Consider the following 6,499-nt stretch of genomic DNA (forward strand, 5'->3'; position numbering starts at 1 on the left):
CCGGCCTGAATATCGACCACTACCGGGAGCTTGCGCAGACCGCGGAACGCGGCAAGTTCGACCTGGTTTTCGTGGCCGACAGCCCGGCCGGCTGGGAACGCGCCAAGGACCCGGAGGCCCTGCGGCGCACCAGCCAGGGGGCGCATTTCGAACCATTGACGCTCTGGGCGGCATTGTCGCAGGTGACGAGCCATATCGGTTTCGTCGCGACAGCATCGACGACCTATGAAGACCCTTATCTTCTGGCGCGAAAGTTCGCTTCGCTCGATCATATCAGCAAGGGTCGCGCCGCCTGGAATGTGGTGACGACCGGATCCGACGTCTCCAAGAACTTTTCCATTCCCGGCCATCCCGCCCACGCCGATCGCTACGAACGGGCCGAGGAGTTCGTCGACCTGGTCAAGGGTCTCTGGGATTCCTACGAGGATGACGCGTTCATCCGCGACAAGGAGAACGGGGTCTATCTCGATCCGGACAAGGTTCACCAACTCAACCACCAGGGGAAATTTTTCTCGGTCAGCGGTCCCCTCAATGTCGGCCGGCCCATCCAGGGTTATCCGGTGATCGTGCAGGCCGGGGCTTCCGAGCCGGGCCGAGAATTGGCGGCTCGCACCGCCGAAATGATCTTCACGGCCAACCAGACGCTGCAGGATGCACAAGAGTTCTATGCCGATGTGAAAGGTCGCCTGGGACGCTATGGCCGCAGCCCGGACCAGCTACTCGTCAGCCCCGGCATCTTCCCTGTGCTCGGCGGCACGGAGAAGGAGGCGCAGGACAATTACGACTATATCCAGTCCCTAATTCATCCTTCCATCGCCTGGACCATTCTCGAGCGGCACTACAAGGGCATCGACCTCTCGGGCTATTCGCTCGACGACCGTGCTCCACCCTTGCCGCCGAGTACTGAGCTCAACAAAAGCAGGCTCAAGCTCGTTACCGACCTCGTAGAGCGCAACAACCTGACGCTGCGGCAACTCTATCTGGCTGTTGCGGGCGCCCGCGGCCATCGCACCGTGGTCGGCACGCCCGAGCAGATTGCGGACGCCATCCAGGACTGGTTCGACAATGGCGCCGCGGACGCCTTCAACATCATGCCGCCTATCCTGCCGACCGGTCTCACCGATTTCGTTGACCAGGTCGTGCCGATCCTGCAGCGACGTGGGCTTTTCCGCACGGAGTATGAAGGACGAACGCTGCGCGAAAATCTCGGCCTTGCCCGACCGGCCAACAGCTTCGCTCTACGCCGCGACCAGCGTGAAGCGGGCTAGGAACACGTCATGACCCTTGTCCAGTTTGATACCGTCCAACGCACGCCCGCCGCTCAGGCGATCCACGAGCGTTACCGCGAACCCGTCGCCAACGATCCGACCGAATGGAACGAAACGTTGCAGACGCTCCTTGGCCACCGTTCGGTCCGCGCCTTTCTCCCTACGCCTCTGGCGGAAGGGACGCTCGAGACGCTGGTTGCCGCGGCACAGTCGGCGCCAACTTCGTCTTATATCCAGGCCTGGAGTGTGGTGGCGGTGGAAGACCCCGAGCGGAAGGCCAGACTTTCGCGGATCGCGGGAGACCAGCGGCACATCAACGAGGCGCCGCTTTTTCTGGTCTGGATCGCCGACTTGGCGCGGGCCGCCCACATTGCCGAACAGCGCGGAGTGACGCTGGAGGGCGCGGATTTCACCGAGTCGTTCCTGCTTGCTAGCCTCGACGCAGCGCTGGCGGCCCAGAATGCGCTGGTGGCGGCGGAATCGTTGGGACTGGGCACGGTCTATATCGGTGCGTTGCGAAACAATCCCGAGGCGGTTGCCGCCGAACTGGGTTTGGAGGAGCGGGCCTATGCCGTCTTCGGCCTCGTTGTCGGCCATCCTGATCCGGATCGTCCGGCTGCGGTGAAGCCGCGCCTGCCGCAATCGGCGGTGCTGCATCGTGAGCGCTATGGCCTTGCCGGCCAAACCGAAGCCATTGCCCGTCATGACCGTCACATTGCAGCGTTCCGGGTGGAGCAGCGGCTTTCGCCGCAAAGCTGGAGTGACCTGGCTGTCGACCGGCTGCGCAGTGTGGAGGCGCTCAAGGGCAGGCACCTGCTGCGCGAGACTCTCGCCCGCCTCGGCTTCCAGCTCCGCTAATTTCAGGAGGATCATCGCTCATGAGCGGCACAACCGAATTTCTTTGGTACATCCCCAATCAGGTGACCCCTGGCCATCGCGGCGAGCCCGTTGCCGCCGATCACAACGGCCTTGACGTGCTGACCGCGCAGGCGCGCGCACTTGAGGACCATGGCTGGCACGGTGCATTGATCGGCACCGGCTGGGGGCGACCGGACACGTTCACTCTCGCGACAGCGCTGACGGCGCGGACCACGAGCTTCGAGCCACTGATCGCCATTCGGCCAGGCTATTGGCGGCCGGCCAATTTTGCTTCGGCGGCGGCGACACTTGATCACCTGAGTGGTGGACGGGTGCGGATCAATATCGTGTCGGGGCAGGATAATCTGGCTGCCTATGGCGACAGCGAAGGCGATCAGGCGCATCGCTATGCCCGCACCAAGGAGTTTATGCGGCTGACGCGGCGGCTCTGGACCGAGGACAAGGTCACCTTTGCCGGTGAGCATTTTTCGGTCGCCGACAGCACAGTGGTGCCGCGACCGGTCGTGCGGGGCGAACGCAAGCACCCCAGGCTCTATTTCGGCGGTGCGTCCGACGCGGCGGAGCGGGTGGCGGCGACCGAGGCCGATGTGCAGCTCTTCTGGGGCGAACCGCTCGAAGGTGTTGCCGAGCGCATCACGCGGCTAAAGGCGCTGAGCAAGACGCTTGACCGTGATCTGCCGCCGCTCAAGTTTGGCTTGCGTATCACCACTTTCGTGCGCGACACGACCGATGAGGCATGGAAAGACGCCGAAGCCAAGGTGGCCGAGATGGCCAAAATCCAGGGCGCCGGGTGGGACGACCATAACCGTAAGGTGGCCGTGGGGCAGAAGCGTCTGCTTGAGTTGCATGTGCGTGGCGATGTGCTCGACGACAACCTCTATACCGCGCCTGGCAAGTTCGGTGGCGGCGGCGCCGGGACGACTTGGCTCGTGGGCTCGGCCCGCGACGTGGCGAACAGTCTCGAGAAGTATCGCGCCCTCGGCATCGATACGTTCGTGCTGTCCGACACGCCCTATCTCCAGGAGATCAAGCGCCAGGGGCGGGAACTCCTACCCCTGTTGCGCTCTGGCTCCGGCAGCAAAGCGGCGAGGAGCGTGGAAGCGGAGCCGGTCAGCTAGGCTGCAGACCCAGCCTTTCGAACAGTTCCGGCGGTGCGCCGATGCCAGCCAGTGTGTCGCGCATCAATGCCCTCATGCGGTTCGCCTGTTCGGGCTCGCTTGACCAGAGATTGTCGCGCTGGCCCGGGTCGGCGCGGCGATTGAACAGCAGCGGCTCGCTGTCGAGCGGGCGCCGGTCCTTGGGCTTGTCCTCGGTAAAGGGGATTTTCCACTGCAGCATGTCGACACCGGGAATGTAACGCCCCGAGGCGATCGGCTGGTCGGGCGGCGAGATGGTCGCAGGCACCATGCTCGAATAGGCATAGACCGGGAGCGAGCGGTCAGGCGGCTGGATCAGCGTCCATTCGCCGTCGGTGCAGCATATGCCTTGGCCAAAAGTGCCGTAGAGCAGCACATCGCGGCCCTCGCCCTGGCCCGACATCAGCGGCAGCACCGAGCGGGAATGGGTGCGCTGCGGCAGAGGCAGGCCGGCGGCGTCGAGAACCGAGCCGAAGACGTCCACCGTGCCGGTGAGGCCCGAAATGGCCCGGCCGTTGCCGGGATGGCACGGATCCCAGATCAGCAGCGGAATATTGGCGTGGCTGTCGAAATGAGGGAACTGCTTGCCAAAACCGTGGCGGTCGCCGAGGTCGTGACCATGATCCGTGGTGACGATGACCATGGTGTCGTCCCAGAGGTTCTTCTCGTCGAGCGTCTCGAAGAGCTTGCCCAGCCAGCGGTCGGTCATGGTTAGTTTGGCGCCGTACTGGGCGCGGACGAAGGCGATTTCCTCCTCGCTGGCGCTGGCGAGGAATTCCGCCTGTTGCGCTGCATCCTGATAGGGCGGCCAGAGGGTGAAGCGCTCGCGATCGGCGCCATTGCCATACATGGACGCGTAGGGTTCGGGCGCATCGAAGGGTTCGTGCACGTCGAAGGATTCGACCTGCAGGAAGAAGGGCTTTTCCACCTTGCGCGCCTTGAGCCAGTCGCTGGCGGCGGTGAACACCTTGGCGGGGAAGAAGTCTTCCTCACCGGAGAATTCGGCGACGTTTGAATAGTAGCGCTGGCCATAGCCGGGGCGCCATTTTTCGATGTTTTCGACCCATTGCGGCAGATCGTCCGTGGGCAGCAGCGGCTTCCAGAAATCGATCTCGTGGCCGCGGATCAGCTCGGCGCCCTGGAAGGCCTGGATATAGCCATTGGCCGTTTCTTCCCAGTAATGGAAATGGTCGGTGACAATGGCGGTGGTGTAGCCGGCCTGTTCGAGAAGTTTGGGCAGGCGCAGGTCGAAGGGCTCCAGAGGGCCCCAGGGGCGCCATTGCATGCCCATGAAGCCTGCAAAGATTTCGCGCCGCGCCGGCATGCAGGGCAGGCTGCCGACGAAGTGATTGTCGAAGCGCCAGGCCCGCTCTGAAAAGGCCTGCAGGTTAGGCGTGGCGAATTCGGTGCCGCCATAGGCCGACAGGGCATTGCGATTGACGCTGTCGATGAGCACGAGAATGATGTTCATTTTGGCGATCCCGTTTGGAGGGGGCTTGGTGTGGACGTGGCGCCGGTCACTTGACCGCGCCCGCCGCCAGGTCGGAGACGAGCTTTCGCTGCACCAGCATGAAAAGGATGAGCGTGGGCAGAGTGGAGACGACCGAGGCGGTCATCACCAGGTTCCACTGCGTGGTGTATTCGCCAAAGAAGCCTGCGAGCCCGACCGGTACGGTCTTGTTCTCGTCGGACGTCATCAGCGTCATGGCGAAGAGGAACTCGTCCCAGGCCGACACGAACGCATAGACAGCCACGGTCACGACGCCGGGCCAGGCCACGGGCAGAATGATCGACCAGATGATCTGCAGCGTGTTGGCACCATCGATGCGGGCCGCTTCGTCGAGGTCGCGCGGAATTGTGTCGAGGTAGCCGAGCAGCATGTAGATGGCGAAGGGCAGGTTGGTCGCGGTGTAGGAGATCACGAGGCTCAAGTGATTGTTGATGAGCCCGAGCCGGAAGAACGTGGCGTAAAGCGGGGTGATCAGGATGACGAAGGGGAAGAGCTGGGTACAGATCACAAGGATCAGCAGCACCTGCCGCCCGCGAAAATGGCGATTGCGCGAAAAGCCATAGGCGGTGACGAGCGAAATCGACACCGCCAGCACTGTGGCGATACTGCACACGAGAATGCTGTTGCGCAGATAGGTCGGGAAGGGCGAGTTCTCGAGCAGGGCATAGTAGTTGTCGAGGGTGAAGCTGGTGATCAGCTGGAAGGTGCGGGTGAAAATCTCGCTGTCGGGCCGGAACGAGATCAGCACGACCCAGATGAAGGGAAAGGCCATCAACAGGGTGATGGCGATGCCCAGCGAAGCGACGAAGAGATCGAGCAAGAAACGCCGGGTCATGGCCGCTTCTCCCGGAACAGCAGGAAGAAGTAGACCAGCGCGAAAACGAACATGATCAAGCTCATGACCACGCCAATGGCGGCGCCGGCACCGACGCGGTAGTCGACGAAGGAGGTCGTGTACATCTGCGTGGCGAGGACCTGGGTATAGTCGCCAGGGCCGCCGCGGGTGGCAAGCCAGACATAGACAAAATTATTGAAGGTCCAGATCGTCGTCAGCATGGCGACGACGGCGATAACCGGCCGCAGCAGCGGCAGGACGATATCTGTCTGGATGCGGAATTCGCTGGCGCCATCCATGCGAGCAGCTTCGCGCAGCTCATTGGGTATCGACTGCAACGCGGCGAGGAAAGTGATGACCACGAAGGGTAATTCGCGCCAGATCAGCATGGTCTGGATGGCTCCCCAGACATAGGAGGTCTTGGCGAGGAAGGGGATGCCCTGCTCGATGATGCCGCTGGCCACAAGCAGTTGGTTGACCGCGCCGTAGCGCGCGTCGAGCAGCCATTTCCAGGCGGCAACGGCGACCACCGGGGGCGTAACCCAGGGAACGAGGATCAGCGAGCGCACCAGCCAGCCCAGACGCCAGCGCGAAAAGACCGTGGCATTGAGCAGCATGGCGAGGAGGAGGCCGAGCACAAGTCGGCCGGCGACAGTGACGATGGTCAACGGCACCGTGGTGTTGAACAGAATGCGGCCGGTGTCCCTATCGCTTAGCACTTCTACGAAATTGGCGAAACCGACCCATTCGCCCTCTCGCCCGAGATCGAACAGGCTAAGATCCTGGAAGGCGAGGGCGATATTGTAGAGGGCGGGGCCGGCAAAGAAGAGCGCCAGTACGGCCATGGCCGGCAGCACCAGCGCATAGGGTT

The 6,499-nt window shown here is 62.9% G+C and carries 6 protein-coding genes; 3 read left to right on the forward strand and 3 right to left on the reverse strand.

What is annotated here, in order from left to right; all coding sequences use genetic code 11:
• From ABW043_RS05020 to ABW043_RS05030, 3 genes are all read left to right on the forward strand, one after another.
• Positions 1–1,268: LLM class flavin-dependent oxidoreductase (locus ABW043_RS05020; protein WP_353920135.1), on the forward strand; the 1,268-nt coding region annotated here is incomplete at its 5' end.
• A gap of 9 nt (positions 1,269–1,277) precedes the next feature.
• A complete protein-coding gene (locus ABW043_RS05025) occupies positions 1,278–2,126 on the forward strand; it encodes an NADPH-dependent oxidoreductase (protein WP_353920136.1) in 849 nt (282 codons plus the stop codon).
• A 20-nt stretch (positions 2,127–2,146) separates the two neighbouring features.
• Positions 2,147–3,265: an LLM class flavin-dependent oxidoreductase gene (locus ABW043_RS05030; RefSeq protein WP_353920137.1), complete on the forward strand. Its 1,119-nt coding sequence runs from the start codon at positions 2,147–2,149 to the stop codon at positions 3,263–3,265.
• Here ABW043_RS05030 and ABW043_RS05035 read toward each other — a convergent pair.
• The 3 genes from ABW043_RS05035 to ABW043_RS05045 all read right to left on the reverse strand — a co-directional run.
• Positions 3,258–4,754: a sulfatase gene (locus ABW043_RS05035; RefSeq protein WP_353920138.1), complete on the reverse strand. Its 1,497-nt coding sequence runs from the start codon at positions 4,752–4,754 to the stop codon at positions 3,258–3,260. The genes ABW043_RS05030 and ABW043_RS05035 overlap by 8 nt on opposite strands.
• Before the next feature lie 46 nt (positions 4,755–4,800).
• Positions 4,801–5,628: a carbohydrate ABC transporter permease gene (locus ABW043_RS05040; RefSeq protein WP_353920139.1), complete on the reverse strand. Its 828-nt coding sequence runs from the start codon at positions 5,626–5,628 to the stop codon at positions 4,801–4,803.
• Positions 5,625–6,499: carbohydrate ABC transporter permease (locus ABW043_RS05045; RefSeq protein WP_353920140.1), on the reverse strand; the 875-nt coding region annotated here is incomplete at its 5' end. The genes ABW043_RS05040 and ABW043_RS05045, both read right to left, overlap by 4 nt.

Origin of the sequence: Devosia sp. (genome assembly GCF_040509215.1) — a bacterium.
Lineage (GTDB): Bacteria > Pseudomonadota > Alphaproteobacteria > Rhizobiales > Devosiaceae > Devosia.